Source organism: Parerythrobacter jejuensis (assembly GCF_039536765.1).
In the GTDB taxonomy this organism is placed as follows: Bacteria; Pseudomonadota; Alphaproteobacteria; order Sphingomonadales; family Sphingomonadaceae; genus Parerythrobacter; species Parerythrobacter jejuensis.
This window is the reverse complement of sequence record NZ_BAAAZF010000001.1, coordinates 2,618,131-2,635,696: the sequence shown is the minus strand read 5'-3', so window position 1 is coordinate 2,635,696 and position 17,566 is coordinate 2,618,131. Positions and strand designations below refer to the sequence as shown.

The window sequence follows — 17,566 nt, the reverse complement described above, 5'->3', positions numbered from 1 at the left end:
CACTACGGGCCATCGGCAACACACGCAATTCGAAAGATTGTTGGCAGTGCCCAACATTCTCATTAGGCGGCAACACCATGAGCGAAATCAGGACAATCGGCTTTATCGGTCTGGGCGTTATGGGCGCGCCGATGGCCGCCCATCTGGTGCGCGCCGGATATGCGGTCACCGCCTATAACCGGACAGCCTCCCGCGCCAAGGCATGGAAAGCGGCTTTGGCCGACGAAGGTCACACTGCTTCCACTGCCGCAACCCCGGCGCAGGCAGCTTCTGGCAAGGACCTGGTCCTCAGCTGCGTCGGAAATGACGATGATCTGGCCCAGGTCCTGTTCGGCGCGAAGGGCGCACTGGCGCATATGCGCGACGGATCGCTGCTGGTTGATCACACGACGGTATCTGCCGACATGTCGCGGCGTATCGATCGGGAAGCCACCAGATTGAACATTGCCGCCGTGGACGCGCCGGTATCAGGCGGACAGGCCGGTGCGGAAAACGGGAAGCTGGCGGTGATGTGCGGCGGCACGACCGCCGCTGTCGAACAGGCCCGGCCGGTGCTGGAGGCGTTCTCGGCCCGGATCGTCCATGTCGGGGATGCCGGTGCCGGCCAAACCACCAAAATGGCCAACCAGATGTGTATCGCAGGAACCCTCGCCGGATTGTCAGAGGCTGTCCGCCTGTCTTCCGCTTCCGGCCTGGACATGGACAAGGTGCTCGAAGCCATTTCGGGCGGAGCGGCGCAAAGCTGGCAGATGGAGAACCGCTGGGCCACCATGGCTTCTGGCGATTTCGATTTCGGTTTCGCCATCGACTGGATGCGCAAGGACTTGGGCTATGCATTGGGCGAAGCGCAGCGGCTGGGCCTGAGCAGTCCCGTAACCGCCCTGGTCGACCAGTTTTATGCCGAAGTGCAAGCCATGGGCGGCGCACGTCAGGACACCAGCGCATTGATCCGGCGGTTGCCGGAAGGGAACGACACAGCATGACATTCAAATCAGCATTCGCAGCAATTGTATCCGTGGGCGTGGCCATGGGCCTCGCGGCGCCCGCATCGGCCGATGTTCTGGTCGACAATGTCGACGGCATCCGGGTTGACGAAGATGGCAAGATCGATCGCTTCACCGGATTGTGGATCGACGATGAAGGCACAATCAAACAAGTGCTCGATCGCGGCGATGATCGTCCCAAATCCACCACTTTCAGCGTCGACGGGCAGGGCCGCGTCGTCATTCCCGGCCTGATTGATGCGCATCTGCATGTAATGGGCATTGGTTTCGGCGCTCTCACCCTTGATCTGTCGCAAACCCGCTCACTGGCCGAGGCGCAGCAGGCTGTCGCAGAGTTTGCCGCAGCCAATCCGGGTCGTCCCTGGATCATCGGGCGCGGCTGGAACCAGGAACTGTGGGGCCTGGGCCGGTTCCCGACCGCAGCCGAGCTGGATAGCGTGGTCGGCGATCGCCCGGTCGTTCTGGAGCGGGTCGACGGCCATGCAACCTGGGCCAATTCACTGGCAATTGAACGCGCCGGTGTCACAGCACAAACCCGGGATCCTTCCGGTGGCCGGATCGAGCGGGTGGCAGGCTCGCGAACGCCCTCGGGCGTGTTTGTCGATGCGGCCAGCCAGCTGATCTACAAGGTCGTTCCCGAGCCGCGCCCCCGCGAGCGGGACCTCGCGCTGCAGAAGGCGCAGGATATCCTGCTGTCGATGGGCATTACCGCTGCCGCCGACATGGGCACCAGCCTTAACGACTGGCAAACTTTCCGCCGGGCCGGCGACTCCGGGCGGCTCAAACTGCGGATCATGTCCTACGCGGCGGGCGTCGATGCGATGGAAACAATCGCAGGCTCCTCCCCCACGCCGTGGCTGTATGATGATCGGCTGCGACTGAACGGGGTCAAGATCTATCTCGATGGCGCCTTGGGCTCACGCGGGGCATGGCTCAAGCAAGCCTATTCCGACGATGCCGGCAACACTGGCCTGCCCCTGCTCACCCCTGCCCAGCTGCGCAATCTGATGAGCCGCGCTGCAATGGACAATTTCCAGATTGCCACCCATGCGATTGGCGACGCTGCAAACGCAGAATTGCTGGCGGCGATTGCCGAGCTGGGCAAGACTTATGGCGGAGATCGCAGGTGGCGGATCGAGCATGCGCAGATCGTGGCCCCCTCAGACCTCGCCAAATTCGGTGAATACGGGATCATCGCCTCGATGCAGCCGGTTCACCAGACGTCCGATCGCCTGATGGCCGAAGCGCGCTTGGGTTCGGACCGTCTCGACGGGGCCTATGCCTGGTCGACCATTGCCGCGACGGGGTCGCGCCTTGCCTTCGGTTCCGACGCGCCGGTCGAATCGCCCGATCCGTTTGCCGGCTGGGCTGTCGCTTTCACGCGCGAGGATGCCGAGGGCCAGCCTTTCGGCGGATGGCGGCCGCAGGAACGCGTATCGCGCGAGGCGGCTTTGGCCGGGTTTAGCGCAGATGCCGCCTATGCCGGGTTCGCCGATGGCCGGTTCGGCAAACTGGTGGCGGGCGAGCGCGCAGACTTCGTGATGCTCGACCGCGATCCGATGCTGGCGGCGGCGCGCGATCTGCGCCAGGCGAAGGTTCTGGAAACCTGGATCGGCGGTGAAAGGGTGTTTTCTTCAGGGGAGTAGAATGTGATTTTGGGCTGAAGATAGCTTTGCTGTCTTGTTACTGAAATTATTGTGCTTTAACGGGATCTTCACTTAGAGTTGTAAATGGCGCGTGCGGGCCGATATTGGTTGGTCGAAATCGCGCCTTTTGCATGTTCGGGTCGCCCGAATTCTTACCAACGCCCGTTGGGCATATTTATGGCCCCGGGCCACTGGAGTTTAGACTATGACAATCCGTAACCTCGCCATGGCAGTCGCCGCGCTTGGTCTGGCTGCTGCTCCGGTAGCTGCCGAGTCCGTTCGTGAAGCTGCTCCGGTTTCGCAGGAAAGCGAAGTTGCTGGCAACAGCGTCATCTTCATCGTTCTCGGTGTTGCTGCTGTAATCGCCGGCGTGATCGTAATCGCCAGCGATGACGACGATTCGCTGAGCGCATAAGCGTTCTTAGAGATTGATTGGGGGCTCGGGATTGCGATTCCGGGCCCCTTTTCTTTGCCCGAAAGACCGATGCCGATAGGTAACACATTTAAATCTATCGGATTTTTGGGGCTTGCACTCAAAACAAGCGTGTCCTAAAACGAGCCAGATTTTCGAAGAATCTCCCGTGGAGGCAATAACAATGAAATTCCGTAACGTTCTGGCTGCAACTGCCGCTCTTTCTCTTGCTGCTGCTCCGGCTGTCGCCGAAGCTAGCTTTGCTCGTACTGCGGCTCCGGTCGAAGGCGAAAGCGAAGCCGGCGGTAGCGGTATCGTAATCGGTATCTTGGCTGCAGCTGCTCTCATCGGCGGCATTATCATCGCTGCAGGTGGTAGCGATAATGATCCGGTCAGCGCATAAGATTTGACACGACCGACTTAAGAAGAGCGGGGCCATCGGCCCCGCTTTTTTTGTGCCTGCAAAAATCCTCGTTTGACCCGTCTATCGGTGGGGCTGACTAGTCCGCCGTCTCAGTGGTAGCGGCAGGTGCATCAGCATCGTCAGCCTTCTGCTTGCGGTCGCTAAACCACATCAGCAGCATTGATCCTTCGAACAGGATGTAAAGCGGAGCAGCCAGGATCAGTTGCGACCCGGGGTCTGGCGGAGTTACAATGGCCGCCAATGCCACGACCCCTACGATGACATAGCGGCGGGCCTTGGCGAACTGTTCGCGCGTGACGATGCCGGCGCGGTTGAGCAGCAGCAAAAGCACTGGCAGCAAGAAGCTGACGCCGAAGGCGAGAATGAACTGCATCGCCAGGCCCAGATAATTGCCAGCACTCGGCAATGCCTCGACATCCAGCCCGCCGACATTGCCCTCAAAGCCGAGGAACCACCGGAATGCTGTCGGCATAACGACGTAATAAGCCAGCGCCCCTCCGGCCGTGAACAAGACCGGCGTCGCCAAAAGAAATGGCAAGAATGCCTTCTTCTCTTTCGCATACAGGCCGGGGGCCACGAAAGCCCACATCTGGTTCGCGATAATGGGAAAACTGATGAAGAACGCGGCGAACAGCGATACTTTCAGCTCGACGAAGAACACCTCGTAAAGCTGCGTGAAGATCAAGGTCCCCTCGCCCTCAGGAAACGCGTCGTTCAAAGGCTTCACCAGGAAGCCGAGGATTTCGTCCGCAAAATAGAAGCAAACGCCGAAGGCCACGAACAGCGCGGCGACTGCGCGTACAAGTCGGGTCCGCAATTCGACCAGATGATCAAGCAGCGGCGCCTGGGTGTCGTCGAGATCCTTGATTTTCAAAGCCATCGTCGCGCCCTAATCCCGCTCGTCCAGCGGCAATCCGGGCTGCGAAGCAGGCTTGCCGGGCGTGTCATCGCCTTCCGGCTTGGGCGGGTTCGCCTCGGCAATCGCTGCTTTGGCCTCTGCCGCCGAGGGCGGCGGCGCACTAGCCTCTAACGGGCCCATCTCATCCGCCGGATGATCGGCCATGATCTGGGCGTTCCGCTCTTTCCACTTCTTGTCCATTTCCTCGATTTCCGCCTCGCGCACCATGGCATCCAGGCCGGTGCGGAAATGAGTGGAAACCTGGCGGATCTTGCTGACCCACCGCCCCACAGTACGCAGTGCCAGGGGTAGGTCTTTGGGGCCGATAACAAGGATCGCGACAATCGCCAGAACCAGCAATTCGGTCGCGCCGATATCAAACATGGCGGCGCTCCTGTCGGGGGTCAGCCCTGCTTGTCGGCAGGCTGGTTGTCCGTCGCTGCATCTTTCGAGGGCGCGACATCCTGCGCCGGTCCTTCGATCTTCGCCGCAGGTTCGCTGGGGCTTTCTTCTTCATTCAGCCCCTTTTTGAAGCTGCTGACACCCTTGCCGAAATCACCCATCATCTCGGAAATCCGGCCACGCCCGAACAGGACGAGAATCACGACCGCGACAATCAAGATCTGCCAGATACCGATACCACCCATGGGACTTCCTTATTTCTGATCTGAACCGGATATAGAGGCTAGAACGGCCATGCGCCAGTCATCGCGGAGTCTCGGGTGATTCTGCAGTCTCTTCCTCGGGTGTGTCGGAACCTTCGTCCGCCCCGCTCTCGGTAAGGCGCTGAGACTCTGCCTCATCATCGTCTGCGCCCATGAGCGATTCATACGCATCATCGACCGGATCGAGCAGGCCTGCCGCCTTAAGCTCGTCCAGGCCCGGCAGATCTTTGCGGCTGGCGAGCCCGAAATGCTGCAAGAACTCGGGCGTTGTTGCGTAGATAACAGGGCGTCCGGGAACCTCGCGCCGACCCGCGGCGCGGATCCAACCCGCTTCCATAAGCACGTCGAGCGTGCCCTTGGCCGTCTGCACCCCGCGGATCGATTCGATTTCGGCACGACTGACAGGCTCGTGATAAGCAATGATCGCGAGCACTTCGGTCGCGGCCCGTGACAAGCGCCGGACCTGTTCTTTCTCGCGCCGCAACAAATGCGCAAGATCCGGGGCCGTCTGGAAATGCCAGCGCTTCGAACGCTCGACCAGATGGATACCGCGTTCCGCATATTGGCCTGACAAACCGCGCAAAGCCTCGCGAATGTCGCCGGGGGCGACATCGCCTAGATGCCCCGCCAGCGCCTCGACACTCATGCCCTCTTCCGCTGCGAACAGCGTCGCTTCTACCGCGCGCTGCAACTCGTCGGGGCGCTCGCTCATGCTGGCATCCGGCGCAGACGCAGCGGTCCAAAAATCTCGTCTTGCGCGATTTCGGCACGGCCCAGACGCGCCAATTCCAGCGCGGCAACAAAACTGGACGCCATGGCAGATCGGCGCAGTCGTGGTTCGGCATGCGGTGGAAGGAATTCTTCCAGCGTCATCCAGTCAAGCGTCACGCCAAGCATGGAGGATACGCGGTCAAGGGCGCTGTCCAAAGTCATCACCGGGCGTTCGCGGACCATATGGACAGCAGGAGCCGTGCGCGCCTTCACTTGACCATAGGCCTGCACGATGTCGTACCATTCGGCCTGCCACAGAGTTTTTCGGTCGGTCCGCAATCCCTCCGGAGCCCCACGGGCGAACACATCCCGACCCAGACGATCGCGCCCCATCAACCGCGCCGCCGCCTCGCGCATGGCACCCAGCCGTTGCAGGCGCAGCTGCAGACGAAGCGCGAGTTCTTCAGGGCTAGGGTCTTCCTGCTCTTCCTTCGGCAGCAACAGCGACGATTTCAGGAAAGCCAGCCACGCCGCCATCACCAGGTAATCCGCCGCCAATTCGAGTTTGAGTGCGCCAGCCTGGTCGATGTAATCGAGATACTGGTCGACCAATGCGAGGATCGAAATTTGCCGCAGATCGACCTTCTGACGCCGCGCCAGATCGAGCAGCAGGTCAAGCGGCCCTTCCCAGCCTTCTACGACCAGATAAAGCGAACCCTCATCGGTCGTGCCAGGGGCTGCGATACCGGTCCAGTCATCGCCCTGCGCGCTCGTATCGGAAGCCGGAACGATCAGGGAATCTTCGGTCATGCCGATTGCTCCTCGATCGCCAGTAACGCATCACGCTTGGCCAGCAGCGCCGCCTTGTCGGCATCCTCTCCCTCTGTACGCGCCGCGAGTGCCCGGTCGAGTCTGGCCACGCTTTCAGGGCGCATGGTGCCGCAGCGCTCTACAATGCCCTGCATATCATCCATCTTGGCCCAGCAATTCAGCACCACATCGCATCCAGCCGCTATCGACTGCTCGGCCCGCTCCGGAATACTGCCGGATAGAGCCTCCATATCGATATCATCGGTCAGCAACAGGCCATCGAAACCGATCCTGCCTCTAATGATTTCGGCAATAATAGTCGAGGAAAGAGTGGAAGGATTCTCGGCATCCCAGATAGGGAAAAGCAGATGCCCGGTCATGCCCACCGGGGTGTCGGCCAGCGCCTTGAAAGGTGCAAGATCAATTGCGAGCTCCTCCTCGCCAGCGTGGACGGTCGGCAAATCCTTGTGGGTATCGCATGTCGTGCGGCCATGGCCGGGCATATGCTTCACACAGCCAAGCACGCCGCCCTTGGCAAGCCCGTCCAGAATGGCGCGGCCTAGAGCCGCAACCTGCATCGGTTCGCTGCCCAGCGCGCGATCTCCGATCACGTCATGCGCGCCCGCCTGCCGGACATCCAGGGGGGGATGGCAATCGACCGTGATACCCACTTCAGCCAGTTCCATGGCCAGAACCTGTGCATTCACCCGGGCCGCCTCGATCGCAGAGGCCGGGGCACGCTGGTAAAGCCGATCAAACACCTCGCCCGACGGGAATTTTGTCCATTGCGGAGGCTTGAGACGGGTGACACGACCGCCTTCCTGATCGACACAGATAAACAGGTCGTCACGCCCATGAATTGTTCGTAATTCATCTGTCAGCGCGCGTGTTTGCTCGCGGCTCTCGATATTCCTGGCAAACAGGATGTAGCCCGCCGGGTCAGCGTCTTGAAAGAAGCTACGCTCCTCCGGCGTCAGTGACAGGCCGGTTATGCCAAAAATTGCAGGCGTCATCAGAGGGAAAGACTCGCAAGAAAGCCCGTCTGCCGCAAGGGCAAACGGGCTCTCCCATGTGGATATTAGCTATGGCGTTGCTGACAAGCGCTCAGCGCTTGACCTGGCAGGCAACCCCTTCCGCTTTCAGGGCATTGCAAAGGCGATTGGCCGCCGCAGCATCGCCAGCCACCGCCTGGAGCCGGAAAACAGTGCCGATATCGGCCTTGCCTTCGACAATACGGTATTTGAAGCCGCTCAACGCGTCTGTCTGACGCGTCAGCTTGCTCCAGCCGGCTTGCGCAGTTGCTTTGGTAGAATAGGCCCCTACCTGGACCCCGACACCGCCAGTTGCGCTGGCTGTTCCGCTAGCCGTGCCGCTCGCTGCGCTACCTGAATTGCGGGATGTAGGCGCATTCACGCTGGGCCCGGCGGCACTGCCCGATGCAGAAGCGGAAGAAGAACCCGATTCCGATCCCGAACCTGCGGCGCGGTTGCCTTCTGCCAGACGGCCTTCGCGGGTCTGCCCTTCTCCGACAGCTGGCGCAACGTCACCCGTGCCGGCAAATTCCTTGCCGCCCGGATCACCAGGACGCTCCTTGAATTCGCCATCTGGCGCTTCGATCGTGCTGCCATCGGCGACCAGCTCCGGATCTGCACCACGATTGGTGAGCCACCAGAAACCGCCCACCAGCAGGGCAAGGGCGAGCAAAGCCAGGACCACAAATCCGATGATCCGGCCGGTGTCGACGCCTTCGTCTTCCTCATAATCCGACGATTCGAGCCACGGCAGCGGCTCGTCACCATCATCGAGCTCAAGCTCTTCGGTGTCTTCGGTTTCTTCCCAATCCGCCTCGTCAGAGGTGGGCTTTTCGTCATCGCCCCCAAATGCGATCATTTTACATCTCCTCCACTGCGTCGACCCCGAGCAGGGTTAGTCCATTGCGGATAACCTGCCCGATTGTGTCGATCAGGAAAAGCCTCGCGGCGCTAAGCTGGGTGTCCTGTGCCAGTATGACCCGCTTTGTCGGGTCATCATTGCCGAGATTGTAATAGGCATGGAATGCCGATGCGAGGTCATAAAGGAAGAAGGCTATCCGGTGCGCTTCGCGCGCGCTCGCTGCCGCCTCGACAATGCGCGGGAACTGGGCCGCCTGTTTGATCAACGCTAGGTCTTCCGCTCCCAAACGGGCAAGGTCTTGATCCGAAGGAAGAATTCCCTCTCCGGCCGCCTTCTTCAGCGTCGAATGAATGCGGGCATGGGCGTATTGGACGTAGAAAACAGGATTGTCCTTGCTCGCCTCAACCACCTTGGCGAAGTCGAATTCCATCTGCGCTTCGGGTTTGCGGGTCAGCATGGTGAAACGCACCACGTCCTTGCCCACTTCCTCGACCATATCGGCGATGGTGATAAAGTTGCCCGACCGCTTGGACATTTTCACCGGTTCACCGGAACGCATCAGCTGCACCATCTGGACCAGTTTGACGTCAAAGGGGATGGCTTTACCCTGCCCTTCGGAAAGCGCGGCAACCGCTGCCTTGATCCGTTTGACCGTCCCGGCGTGGTCGGCGCCCCAGATATCGATCAGGGCATCAGCCTGTTCCGCCTTTTGCATATGATAGGCCAGATCAGCGCCGAAATAGGTCCATTTCCCGTCCGACTTCTTGATCGGGCGATCCTGATCATCCCCGAATCTGGTCGACCGGAACAACGGTAGCTCGACCGCTTCCCAATCATCTGGCGTCTTGCCTTTTGGAGCCTCCAGCAGCCCGTCATAAACGAGATCGTGTTTGCGCAGCCATTTCTCGGCCTCTTCCGGTTTGCCAGCCGCTTGCAAGGCAGCCTCGGAGGCGAAAATGTCGTGCTCGATGCCCAGCAGAGCCAGGTCCGACCGGATCAGGTCCATCATGCGCTCGACCGCGAAAGCCTTGAAGATTTCCAGCCACTCGGCCTCGGGCGCGTCTTTGAAACGCTCGCCGAATTCGCCAGCTGCCGCTTCACCCACCGGCTTGAGATAGTCCCCGGGATAGAGACCTTCCGGAATTGCTCCGACATCCTCACCCAGCGCCTCGCGATACCGGATTTGGGCCGACCGCGCGAGCGTATCGACCTGGCTGCCCGCATCATTGACGTAATATTCGCGTGTGACCTCGTGGCCCGCAAATTCGAGCAGAGTCGCCAGCGCATCGCCCACCACAGCTCCCCGGCAGTGGCCCATATGCATTGGGCCGGTCGGGTTGGCGGAGACATATTCGACATTGACCCGCTTGCCCGCCCCGGCGCTGGACCGGCCATAGCCGTCAGAGAGGCTGGCAATAGCTTCCAGCTCGCGCAACCATGCTGCGTCGGACAGGCGCAGATTGATGAAACCGGGACCCGCAATTTCCGCGCTTTCGATGTCGGGGTCGCGAGAAAGGTGCTCGATAATATGCTCGGCCAAAGCGCGCGGATTGGTCTTGGCCTGCTTCGCCAGCACCATCGCCGCATTGGTGGCCAGATCGCCGTGTTCCGGATCGCGCGGTGGCTCCACTGCCACATTGGCGCGGTTGGTATCTGGCGGTAGCTTTGCTTCTGTAACCAGTGCGGACAGGACTGCGTCTACCTTCTCCGCGAAGGCAGCATGGATCGTTTTCATTGGGGGCATTTTCCGTTCGGACATAGGCGCGCGATTAGCCGGATTTGGCGCATCGCGCAAAGACGGCCAGTCACGAAATTTGTGCTGGCGTCAGCGCGTAGCGTTGTAGGCGAGCTGGCCTTCATTGAGCTGGAAGCCGACCAGCAGCTCGAAAGTGGCGCGTTGCAGGGCAGTACGCACTTGCGGATCGGCCAGCGGATCAAGCGCTGCATCGACATCGCCTGCCTTGCGCCGACGGGTAATGCGCTGACGGATATCGTCGGGCAAAGTGGCATCGGCGCGGTTCACAAATGCACCCGCCTGGCCGCTGACTTGCGCCCGGCCCTCGCCATCAGCGAACTGGAGCGTCACCGTGCCGACCCGTTTTGTGACCACGGCGGAACCGCCCCGAAGGACAGTCGAGAAATAGGGCAACTGAACAGTCCGTGCGCCGCGCGCATCGGTGCGACTGGCGAGAACGTCAAAGCTGACATTGGTATATATGCGATCCCCCGATTCATCGCATGTGCTGCGGACATTGGTAATCGCAGCGGTGACATCAATATCATTGGCGGTGCGTGAGGTAGGTGACCGGAAGGTGGTGATATTCCCGGTGTAATCGGGCACGCCAACGGCAGGGCATGCAGTGCGCACCGCGGTGATGCCGACGCCGTCGGAAACCACGAGATCACCCTCGCCAGCACACCCTGCCAGGGCAGCGGCAGCGGCAATTGGGGCAAACAGGCGCAAATGCGAATTCATGGTCGGGACCGTCCTTGTCTCAAATCGGTTAAGCGTGCCCTAGCGGGCGGCTTTCGAAAGCGCTAGAGGGCGGCCTATGAACGCTCCCTTTCAATCCCCCGACGAAAACGAAGCAAAACCCGGACTGCGGTTGCTTATCGCCGCCCCGCGCGGCTTTTGCGCCGGCGTCGACCGCGCAATCGAAATTGTCGAACGCGCGATCGAGAAATACGGCGCCCCGGTCTATGTCCGCCACGAAATCGTTCACAACAAATATGTGGTCGATTCGCTGAAGGAAAAAGGCGCGATCTTCGTCGAGGAACTGGACGAAGTGCCGGACAATGTGCCGGTCGTCTTCAGCGCGCACGGGGTCCCGAAATCAGTGCCTGCCGAAGCCGAGCGGCGCGAGCTGCTGTATGTGGATGCGACTTGCCCGCTGGTGAGCAAGGTTCACCGGCAGGCCGAACGCCAGATTGAAAAGGGCCAGCACATCATTTTCGTGGGCCACGAGGGCCACCCCGAGGTAATCGGCACGATGGGCCAGGTTGAGCCGGGACAGATGACGCTGGTGGAAACCGTCGAAGATGTGGCCCGGCTGGATTTTTCGCAGGAAGACGATCTGTCATTCCTGACTCAAACCACCCTTTCGGTCGACGATACCGCCGATATCATCGCCGCCCTTCAGGCGCGTTACCCCAAGATCGTGGCGCCCAAGGCGGAAGACATTTGCTACGCGACCTCAAACCGGCAGGCTGCAGTGAAGCAGATTGCCCCGGGCAGTGATCTGGTTCTGGTTATCGGCGCCCCCAATTCTTCCAATTCGTTGCGGCTGGTCGAAGTCTCCGAACGGCTGGGAACGGCTGCCAAGCTAATTCAGCGGGCGGACGAGATCGATCCGGCCTGGATCGAAGGGATCGGAACCATCGGACTGACTGCCGGGGCTTCGGCCCCTGAAAAGCTGGTGCGTGAAGTTGTCGAGAAGCTCTCTGAATGGCGCACGGTCGAAGAGAACACACTCGCGGCTGCCGAGGAAAACATGGTCTTCAAACTGCCACGCCAATTGATGGATTGAGCGCTCCGGATGGCGGTCTACACCCACCTCTCCGCAGAAGACCTGGCTGACCTGATCGGGCATTATGACGTCGGTGAGCTAGTCTCGGCCAAAGGCATTGCCGAAGGTATTTCCAACAGCAACTGGCTGATCGAGACGACCGGCAAAAACGGTAACGGCGCACGCTTCATCCTGACAATGTATGAGCGGCGGATAGATCTGGACGATTTGCCGTTCTTCCTCGATCTGCTCGACCACCTCTCGGCGACCGGAGCACCGGTGCCTCGCACCATCCATGACCGTATGGGCGCATCTTCCCGCCTTCTGGAGGACAAGGCCGTTGCATTGATTGAATTCCTGCCCGGCGTGTCAATTGATCGCCCCACGCCTGCCCAGGCCTATTCGGTCGGGCGGGCGCTGGCCGGCTTGCATCTCGCCTCAGAGGGATTTGCAGAGAGACGCGCCAACACGCTGCGCCCGCAAGACTGGCAAGCCATCGTGGATGATGCCGGATATGAGGCCATCGCTTCGATCGACGCAAGCCTGCCCGACATTATCCGGTCAGCGCTGCCGGATCTGCTCGATCAGTGGCCGGATCACTTGCCCCGCAGCATTATCCATGCCGATCTGTTTCCCGACAATGTCCTGATGCTGGGCCACACCGTCAGCGGCCTGATCGATTTCTATTTCGCCTGCCACGACATCACGGCCTATGATCTGGCGGTGACCCATGTTGCGTGGTGTTTCGAGCCTGGGGGCCAGGAATTCCGGAGCGAAGTTTCCCGTGCCTTGATCGAGGGTTACGAATCGATCCGCCCCCTGTCCCAAAATGAACGTGATGCGATGCCCCTGCTTGCCCGTGGGGCATCAATGCGGTTTGTCGCCACGCGGGTGCAAGATTGGCTGGATACGCCGGCCGATGCCCTTGTCACGCGCAAGGATCCGGTCGATTTCGCCCGGCGAATGCAGTATTACCAGCGTACCGGAGCAGAGGTGTTCGCACGATGAAACGGGTGGAAGTCTTCACTGATGGTGCTTGCAAGGGCAATCCCGGTCCCGGCGGCTGGGGTGCGCTGCTGCGCATGGGCAAGCACGAGAAGGAATTGAGCGGCGCCGAGGCCGATACAACCAACAACCGGATGGAAATGCGTGCGGCAATCGAAGCCCTGAGCGCGCTGATCGAACCGTGCGAGGTCACCCTCTACACCGATAGCAAATACGTTATCGACGGGATTACCAAGTGGGTCCACGGATGGAAAAAGCGTGGCTGGGTCAATGCCAGCAAGAAGCCTGTCCGCAATGAAGACCTTTGGCACGACCTGATCGAGGCCGAATTACGCCATCAGGTCACCTGGCAATGGGTCAAAGGCCACAATGGCCACCCTGAAAACGAACGTGTCGACCGCCTCGCCAGTGACGAGGCGGATCGAATCGCTGCTGAAAGCTGAAATAGCTTAGCTATTGTCTTCTGTCGGTGCGCCCGGGCCATTCGCCTTGATCGACTCAATGGCGTTTTCCGCGCTCGACTTCTGGGAATAGCCCTGAGTCGAAAACATCACTTCGGAATTGTATTTGAACCGCACGCGAAATTCGCCTGCGTTGTCCTTATAGATCTCAAACTTGTGAGCCATGCTGCTCCCCCTGTTCTGCTGGTATGAAACTTGCGATCACCGCGAGTGCGGCTTGCCTAAAGTCTAGCTGAACCTGTCTGGCTGATAAAGCTTTTCATCGAGCTGAAGGGTCATGGCATCGCGCGGTTGATCGAGCAGCATCTGGGCCCCCAGTCGCGCCGCCGCCGGGGCCGTCTGGATTCCGTATCCGCCCTGCCCGGCAAACCAGAAGTAGCCCTCTTGCCTGCTATCCCAGCCATAGACCGGGCAGCGATCCGGAGCGAAGCTGCGCAATCCGGCCCATTTGCGTTCAATCCGCTCGACCCGCCAATCAACCACATGTTCAAACCGGTCGATGGCCTGCGCCACCGCAAGTTCCTCTGGGGCGGCATCGCACGGCGCGCTGGGCACTTCATCATGCGGGCTGAGCCACACCCGGCCGCTCTCGGGCTTGAAGTAGAAATCGCCATTTATGTCGAGCACCAGCGGCTGGTCAGGACGAGGCGAAGGCTCGGTCACCAACTGTGCCACTGTGCGGCGATAGGGCCGGATACCCAGGGGTTTTGCGCCTGCGAGAACGGCAATATCGTCGGCCCAGGCCCCGGCGGCGTTCACCAGCGTTTTCGCGTTCCACTGACGCCCATTCGATGCTTGCAGCGTCCAGCCGTTAGCATCCCGGGAAAGCGAATTGATCAATGCGCGGCATTCCAGCCGCACGCCTTTGGCCTTCCCCTGTGCAAGGTAATGCTGGTGCAGGCCGGAGACATCGATATCGCTGCAACGCGGTTGCCAGATGCCTGCACACCACTCTGGTTTCAGGCCCGGAACGCGCTTGCACAGGTCTTCACCGCCAACCCGCGTTATCTCGACGCCGGTAGGGCCAAACCGCTCCATAAAGGCATCGAGCGCCGGAATGTCCTGTTCGCGGCCGATATAGAGCGCACCGCGTTGGCTCAGGAAGCCATGCTGCCGCAGATAGGTTCCCGACGCCAATGTCAGCGGAACAATTTCTGGTCCGCCATAGCATTCTTCCCAGAAAGCGGCCGATCGTCCTGTCGTATGGTAGCCTGGCAAATCCTCTGCTTCGAGCAGCAAGATGCGAGCTCCGGCGTCTGCAGCGGCAGCGCATTCGGCCGCCAGACTTGCGCCCGCCATGCCGGCGCCAATGATGGCGATTTCGAAATCCATCACCGAACCATCACTCAGCTCTCTGCAGGTGCCACGCGATCGAGGAATTCCTGAATACCCTGCATCGCGCGATCCCTTACCGGATCCACTTCGCGTAAAATCTCGTGATGCGCTTCCTTGCCGAATTCCAGCAATTCGCCATGGGGCAGCCGCTTGGCCGCTTCTTGGATCGCGCCCATATCCACCAGCTTGTCGTTGGTAGTGCCGACCAGAAGGAACGGCGTTTCCACGCTTTCAAGCTTGCCGGGTTCGAACAATCCGCGCATCGAGGCATAGGCGCGCTCTACCCAACGCCAGCTGCCCGGACCCATCACCAGCTCGGGGCGTTTTTCGCGCCACCATAATTCATCGGCGTAACGCTCGTCATGATGGGTCAGCAAGCGCAAGCGGCCTGCCGGCATTTCTCCAGGCTTTTCGCTCCACTTCCAGGCCGGACGGCGCGGATCGCCTAAATTTGCCATCAAGCGAGCGGCCCCGTGCATGATTGCCCCCGGCAAGATCTGGCCGAAGAAGCCCAGCATCGGAGCCGACAGCGCAACAGCATCAGGGTCAATCCGCCCTTCCTCGACCGCGCGCAATGCAAGGTGCCCGCCCATGGAATGCGCAATCAGCACATGCGGACCAGGGGACTGCGACTTCCAGTCCGCCCAGAGCGCCGCCAGATCATCGATCCAGGTCGAAAAATCGTCGATATGGCCGGTCACCTTATCAGCACCCAAGCGACCCGATGCGGCCTGCCCACGCCAATCGGCAGCGGTTACCTGCCATCCTGCGCGGTGCCATTCGTCCAGCGATTCAAGATATTTCTCATAGTGATCGCCGCGTCCGGGCATGAACAGGATTGATCCGCGAGGTTGCGCAGCGTCCGATGCCCAGTCGATCCGGCGCACCTTGTGGCCGTCAGGCAGGTCCCACCATCCCTCCTGAGCGCTGGCAGGAATGGCCCTGCGATCAAAAGCAGGTGTGGCCGGGGTCACGGGCTCTGGTGGTGAATGGCTAATGGCGTGCCTCTGGTCTTGGTTACTATTTGGTAAGCCATGCCCTGTAGCACCCGGGTTCCGGAAGGGACCTACAGGGGCAAACAATGTTGGGCGGATATCTTCACTACGGGCTGCTTGTGGCCTTGGCAATTGCGCTGCTGGTGGCTGCATTCACCGATTTGCGCCGCCGCCAGATCGACAATTGGCTCAATGCCGGCATCGCATTGGCGGCGCCGCTTTTCTGGTGGACCAGCGGGCTTGACCTGTGGCCCGGCGTTGCCCTGCAATTCGGAATTGCCCTGCTCACCTTTGCCATTTGCGCAGGCTTCTTCGCCATGCGCTGGATGGGTGGCGGGGATGTCAAACTGCTGACTGTTCTGGCGTTGTGGATCGAGCCGGACATGTTTCTGCAGCTCGTAATCATCATGGCCATCGTTGGCGGCATCCTGACCCTGGTGTTGGGCATGTGGCATTTCATGCGCCGCCAGAAAGAACGTCTCGCGATCCCTTACGGCGTAGCCATCGCTGCCGCCGGCATCTGGATCCTTTCAACCCACTATCTGCCGCTCGCCGGTGCTGCGTTGCATGCACCATCTGCGGTGGGGTGAACCTGATTTTAACCACTTGGGCCGTAAGCACGGCAACCATACCTGCCCGCACTTTCTGCGGGAACGAATTGAGGGGGCTTTGAAGCCATGGACAGGAAGAAGCTGGTACTGCTGCTCGCAGCGCTGATTATCGCGGTAGGAACCGCCATGGCAGCGCGTAGCATGTTCGCAGGTGCATCCGCGCCGCAGGCCGAGGCCGCCGCTCCGGAGCCGCAAGGCCCCAAGGTACTGGTAGCCCAGCGTGCGCTGCCGGTCGGCACGATAATTACTGCCGAAGCTATCGGCTTCCAGATGTGGCCGGAAGAGCTCGTCCAGGACGCTTATTTCATCGATGGTGAATCCGACATCAGCCAATTGCTGGGTACTGTTGTGCGCAACCCGATGACTGCGGGTGAGCCTGTAACGCAGGGCACCCTGGTCAGCCCCGGCGATCGCGGCTTTCTTGCTGCGGCGCTCGGCCCGGGCATGCGTGCCATTACCGTTCCGGTTTCCGCCAACACCGGTGTTGCCGGTTTCGTTTTCCCGGGTGACCGCGTCGACCTGATGCTGACCCAGGCCGTCAAAGGTGGCGAAGGCGACCTGAAGGCAACCGAAACCATCCTGCGCAACCTGCGTGTCCTGGCAACCGACCAAACCACCGAACAAACCACCAATGAAGCCGGCAAGACTGTCGTTCGCGCTTTCCGTACGGTCACTCTCGAAGTGACGCCGCGGATCGCGGAGAAGGTCGCTGTTTCGCAGACCATCGGTACGCTCAGCCTTTCGCTGCGCTCGATTGCGGACAACCAGGCCGAGCTCGAAAAGGCAATCGCTTCGGGTGATGTGAAGATCCCTGATGGCGTCTCGCCGGAGGAAGAAGAGCGGATTTTGCAGGCTGCGATGAATCGCCCGAACGACGGTGCCACCACCTTCGTGACCGGCGGCGACGTTTCGCGCTTCCAAAGCTCGACTTTGCCCAAGACTCCTGAAGAGAAGGCTCAGGCCGCTGCCAGCGCCTTCATCCAGACTGCCAAGAAGAATGGCGGGATCGGATCGGAAGTTGTCGTGCGCGCCTTGCCCAAGGTCCGTGTGACCCGCGGCAAATCGTCGAGCGAAGTAGAGGTCGGGGCAACTGGCCGCGTCATCGCCGGCCAGAGCCAGAGCATCAATGAAGCTGGCAAGACCGTTCCTGCTGCAAGTGCAGCGGTGATCCGGTGAGGCCTACCATGACC

The 17,566-nt window shown here is 60.6% G+C and carries 21 protein-coding genes; 9 read left to right on the top strand and 12 right to left on the bottom strand.

The features are described 5' to 3' along the window. The first annotated feature begins 77 nt into the window (after window positions 1-77). From ABD653_RS12825 to ABD653_RS12810, 4 genes are all read left to right on the top strand, one after another. Window positions 78-983 (top strand): NAD(P)-dependent oxidoreductase, encoded by a 906-nt coding sequence (locus ABD653_RS12825; RefSeq protein WP_160779035.1) that lies wholly within the window; start codon window positions 78-80, stop codon window positions 981-983. Beyond that, window positions 980-2,650 (top strand): amidohydrolase, encoded by a 1,671-nt coding sequence (locus ABD653_RS12820; RefSeq protein WP_160779034.1) that lies wholly within the window; start codon window positions 980-982, stop codon window positions 2,648-2,650. Before ABD653_RS12825 ends, ABD653_RS12820 begins: the two co-directional genes overlap by 4 nt. 205 nt (window positions 2,651-2,855) lie before the next feature. Beyond that, complete coding sequence (locus ABD653_RS12815) at window positions 2,856-3,065, top strand: hypothetical protein (RefSeq protein WP_160779033.1); 210 nt, start codon at window positions 2,856-2,858, stop codon at window positions 3,063-3,065. Window positions 3,066-3,246: 181 nt separating this feature from the next. Then, window positions 3,247-3,465 carry a hypothetical protein gene (locus tag ABD653_RS12810; RefSeq protein ID WP_160779032.1) on the top strand — a complete coding sequence of 73 codons (219 nt, stop codon included), beginning with the start codon at window positions 3,247-3,249 and terminating at the stop codon, window positions 3,463-3,465. 97 nt (window positions 3,466-3,562) lie between these two features. Here the strand turns inward: ABD653_RS12810 and tatC are convergent, their stop codons facing one another. The 9 genes from tatC to ABD653_RS12765 form a co-directional block, all read right to left on the bottom strand. Then, window positions 3,563-4,366: a twin-arginine translocase subunit TatC gene (gene tatC / locus ABD653_RS12805; RefSeq protein ID WP_160779031.1), complete on the bottom strand. Its 804-nt coding sequence runs from the start codon at window positions 4,364-4,366 to the stop codon at window positions 3,563-3,565. Between the two features lie 9 nt (window positions 4,367-4,375). Continuing rightward, complete coding sequence (gene tatB / locus ABD653_RS12800) at window positions 4,376-4,768, bottom strand: Sec-independent protein translocase protein TatB (protein ID WP_160779030.1); 393 nt, start codon at window positions 4,766-4,768, stop codon at window positions 4,376-4,378. Between the two features lie 20 nt (window positions 4,769-4,788). Beyond that, window positions 4,789-5,031, bottom strand: coding sequence for a twin-arginine translocase TatA/TatE family subunit (gene tatA / locus ABD653_RS12795; RefSeq protein ID WP_160779029.1), 243 nt, complete (start codon window positions 5,029-5,031; stop codon window positions 4,789-4,791). 58 nt (window positions 5,032-5,089) lie between these two features. After that, window positions 5,090-5,761, bottom strand: a complete 672-nt coding sequence (gene scpB, locus ABD653_RS12790) for an SMC-Scp complex subunit ScpB (protein ID WP_160779028.1) — start codon at window positions 5,759-5,761, stop codon at window positions 5,090-5,092. After that, window positions 5,758-6,570, bottom strand: coding sequence for a segregation and condensation protein A (locus ABD653_RS12785; protein ID WP_160779027.1), 813 nt, complete (start codon window positions 6,568-6,570; stop codon window positions 5,758-5,760). The genes scpB and ABD653_RS12785 overlap by 4 nt, the downstream gene beginning before the upstream one ends. Beyond that, window positions 6,567-7,583 carry a beta-N-acetylhexosaminidase gene (nagZ, locus tag ABD653_RS12780; RefSeq protein ID WP_160779026.1) on the bottom strand — a complete coding sequence of 339 codons (1,017 nt, stop codon included), beginning with the start codon at window positions 7,581-7,583 and terminating at the stop codon, window positions 6,567-6,569. The genes ABD653_RS12785 and nagZ overlap by 4 nt, the downstream gene beginning before the upstream one ends. 91 nt (window positions 7,584-7,674) lie before the next feature. Beyond that, a complete protein-coding gene (locus tag ABD653_RS12775) occupies window positions 7,675-8,460 on the bottom strand; it encodes an SPOR domain-containing protein (protein ID WP_160779025.1) in 786 nt (261 codons plus the stop codon). A 1-nt stretch (window position 8,461) separates the two neighbouring features. Then, window positions 8,462-10,207 (bottom strand): arginine--tRNA ligase, encoded by a 1,746-nt coding sequence (argS, locus tag ABD653_RS12770; RefSeq protein ID WP_160780386.1) that lies wholly within the window; start codon window positions 10,205-10,207, stop codon window positions 8,462-8,464. An 81-nt stretch (window positions 10,208-10,288) separates the two neighbouring features. After that, on the bottom strand, window positions 10,289-10,939 hold the full coding sequence (locus tag ABD653_RS12765; RefSeq protein WP_160779024.1) for a hypothetical protein: 651 nt from the start codon (window positions 10,937-10,939) through the stop codon (window positions 10,289-10,291). A gap of 76 nt (window positions 10,940-11,015) precedes the next feature. On the opposite strand from ABD653_RS12765, the gene ispH reads away from it, so the two are divergent. From ispH to rnhA, 3 genes are read left to right on the top strand one after another with little or no spacing between them, the layout of a single operon-like run. Further along, window positions 11,016-11,990: a 4-hydroxy-3-methylbut-2-enyl diphosphate reductase gene (ispH, locus tag ABD653_RS12760; protein ID WP_160779023.1), complete on the top strand. Its 975-nt coding sequence runs from the start codon at window positions 11,016-11,018 to the stop codon at window positions 11,988-11,990. A 9-nt stretch (window positions 11,991-11,999) separates the two neighbouring features. After that, window positions 12,000-12,977, top strand: a complete 978-nt coding sequence (gene thrB / locus ABD653_RS12755) for a homoserine kinase (RefSeq protein ID WP_160779022.1) — start codon at window positions 12,000-12,002, stop codon at window positions 12,975-12,977. Then, entirely contained in the window at window positions 12,974-13,417 is a 444-nt protein-coding gene (gene rnhA, locus ABD653_RS12750) for a ribonuclease HI (protein ID WP_160779021.1), read from the top strand. The genes thrB and rnhA overlap by 4 nt, the downstream gene beginning before the upstream one ends. Before the next feature lie 6 nt (window positions 13,418-13,423). Here rnhA and ABD653_RS12745 read toward each other — a convergent pair whose 3' ends face one another. From ABD653_RS12745 to ABD653_RS12735, 3 genes are all read right to left on the bottom strand, one after another. Continuing rightward, window positions 13,424-13,600 (bottom strand): YegP family protein, encoded by a 177-nt coding sequence (locus ABD653_RS12745; protein ID WP_160779020.1) that lies wholly within the window; start codon window positions 13,598-13,600, stop codon window positions 13,424-13,426. 63 nt (window positions 13,601-13,663) lie between these two features. Next, window positions 13,664-14,767, bottom strand: a complete 1,104-nt coding sequence (locus ABD653_RS12740; protein ID WP_160779019.1) for an NAD(P)/FAD-dependent oxidoreductase — start codon at window positions 14,765-14,767, stop codon at window positions 13,664-13,666. Between the two features lie 14 nt (window positions 14,768-14,781). Then, a complete protein-coding gene (locus tag ABD653_RS12735; RefSeq protein ID WP_325065385.1) occupies window positions 14,782-15,744 on the bottom strand; it encodes an alpha/beta hydrolase in 963 nt (320 codons plus the stop codon). A gap of 107 nt (window positions 15,745-15,851) precedes the next feature. Here ABD653_RS12735 and ABD653_RS12730 point away from each other — a divergent pair, with 107 nt between their 5' ends. Next, window positions 15,852-16,355, top strand: coding sequence for an A24 family peptidase (locus tag ABD653_RS12730; protein WP_160779017.1), 504 nt, complete (start codon window positions 15,852-15,854; stop codon window positions 16,353-16,355). 87 nt (window positions 16,356-16,442) lie between these two features. Further along, on the top strand, window positions 16,443-17,552 hold the full coding sequence (gene cpaB / locus ABD653_RS12725; RefSeq protein WP_160779016.1) for a Flp pilus assembly protein CpaB: 1,110 nt from the start codon (window positions 16,443-16,445) through the stop codon (window positions 17,550-17,552). The last annotated feature ends 14 nt before the right edge of the window (window positions 17,553-17,566 follow it).

What these genes read in the sequence shown, in the direction of transcription:
- ABD653_RS12825 (WP_160779035.1), top strand. Translation starts at nt 78, where the DNA reads ATGAGCGAAATCAGGACAATCGGCTTTATCGGTCTGGGCGTTATGGGC.
- ABD653_RS12820 (WP_160779034.1), top strand. Translation starts at nt 980, where the DNA reads ATGACATTCAAATCAGCATTCGCAGCAATTGTATCCGTGGGCGTGGCC.
- ABD653_RS12815 (WP_160779033.1), top strand. Translation starts at nt 2,856, where the DNA reads ATGACAATCCGTAACCTCGCCATGGCAGTCGCCGCGCTTGGTCTGGCT.
- ABD653_RS12810 (WP_160779032.1), top strand. Translation starts at nt 3,247, where the DNA reads ATGAAATTCCGTAACGTTCTGGCTGCAACTGCCGCTCTTTCTCTTGCT.
- tatC (WP_160779031.1), bottom strand. Translation starts at nt 4,366, where the DNA reads ATGGCTTTGAAAATCAAGGATCTCGACGACACCCAGGCGCCGCTGCTT.
- tatB (WP_160779030.1), bottom strand. Translation starts at nt 4,768, where the DNA reads ATGTTTGATATCGGCGCGACCGAATTGCTGGTTCTGGCGATTGTCGCG.
- tatA (WP_160779029.1), bottom strand. Translation starts at nt 5,031, where the DNA reads ATGGGTGGTATCGGTATCTGGCAGATCTTGATTGTCGCGGTCGTGATT.
- scpB (WP_160779028.1), bottom strand. Translation starts at nt 5,761, where the DNA reads ATGAGCGAGCGCCCCGACGAGTTGCAGCGCGCGGTAGAAGCGACGCTG.
- ABD653_RS12785 (WP_160779027.1), bottom strand. Translation starts at nt 6,570, where the DNA reads ATGACCGAAGATTCCCTGATCGTTCCGGCTTCCGATACGAGCGCGCAG.
- nagZ (WP_160779026.1), bottom strand. Translation starts at nt 7,583, where the DNA reads ATGACGCCTGCAATTTTTGGCATAACCGGCCTGTCACTGACGCCGGAG.
- ABD653_RS12775 (WP_160779025.1), bottom strand. Translation starts at nt 8,460, where the DNA reads ATGATCGCATTTGGGGGCGATGACGAAAAGCCCACCTCTGACGAGGCG.
- argS (WP_160780386.1), bottom strand. Translation starts at nt 10,207, where the DNA reads ATGCCCCCAATGAAAACGATCCATGCTGCCTTCGCGGAGAAGGTAGAC.
- ABD653_RS12765 (WP_160779024.1), bottom strand. Translation starts at nt 10,939, where the DNA reads ATGAATTCGCATTTGCGCCTGTTTGCCCCAATTGCCGCTGCCGCTGCC.
- ispH (WP_160779023.1), top strand. Translation starts at nt 11,016, where the DNA reads ATGAACGCTCCCTTTCAATCCCCCGACGAAAACGAAGCAAAACCCGGA.
- thrB (WP_160779022.1), top strand. Translation starts at nt 12,000, where the DNA reads ATGGCGGTCTACACCCACCTCTCCGCAGAAGACCTGGCTGACCTGATC.
- rnhA (WP_160779021.1), top strand. Translation starts at nt 12,974, where the DNA reads ATGAAACGGGTGGAAGTCTTCACTGATGGTGCTTGCAAGGGCAATCCC.
- ABD653_RS12745 (WP_160779020.1), bottom strand. Translation starts at nt 13,600, where the DNA reads ATGGCTCACAAGTTTGAGATCTATAAGGACAACGCAGGCGAATTTCGC.
- ABD653_RS12740 (WP_160779019.1), bottom strand. Translation starts at nt 14,767, where the DNA reads ATGGATTTCGAAATCGCCATCATTGGCGCCGGCATGGCGGGCGCAAGT.
- ABD653_RS12730 (WP_160779017.1), top strand. Translation starts at nt 15,852, where the DNA reads ATGTTGGGCGGATATCTTCACTACGGGCTGCTTGTGGCCTTGGCAATT.
- cpaB (WP_160779016.1), top strand. Translation starts at nt 16,443, where the DNA reads ATGGACAGGAAGAAGCTGGTACTGCTGCTCGCAGCGCTGATTATCGCG.